Raw genomic sequence first — 407 nt, 5'->3', positions numbered from 1 at the left:
GTCCTCAAGGACGTGTCCCGCGACGGTGTGGGCGGGGGCACCGCCACGGCCACCGTGTCCTACGCGTCGCTGAACCGGCGCGCGGAGCGCGAGGCGGGCGAGGCCGCTTCCGGCCTGGTCCTCGGCACGGACGGCAAGGACCTCACGCTCACCGGCGACGCCGGTGGCACGGGGCTGCCCGTCACGGTCAGGACGACCCTGTCCACCACCGCCGACAGCGTCACCGTCACCCCCGCCGCCGTCCGGCTGTTCGGCCGGGACATACCGGTGGACCGGCTCGCGTCCCTGCCCTTCGCATCAAGCATCGCCGACAAGTTGAAGCCCCGTACGATCGGTCTCGGGGACCTCCCGGACGGGGTCGGGCTCACCGGGGCGCGCGTCACCGGTGCCGGGCTCGTCCTGTCGTT

Annotated in this window: 1 protein-coding gene; it reads left to right on the top strand. The window is 73.7% G+C overall.

From position 1 onward, the window contains the following. Positions 1-12 precede the first annotated feature (12 nt). Positions 13-407: LmeA family phospholipid-binding protein (locus G3I71_RS49050; protein WP_343243322.1), on the top strand; the 395-nt coding region annotated here is incomplete at its 3' end.

It is taken from the genome of Streptomyces sp. SID12501 (assembly GCF_010550245.1).
Classification (GTDB): Bacteria; Actinomycetota; Actinomycetes; order Streptomycetales; family Streptomycetaceae; genus Streptomyces.
The sequence above is the reverse complement of the archived record's forward strand: the minus strand, read 5'-3'. Positions and strand labels throughout refer to the sequence as shown.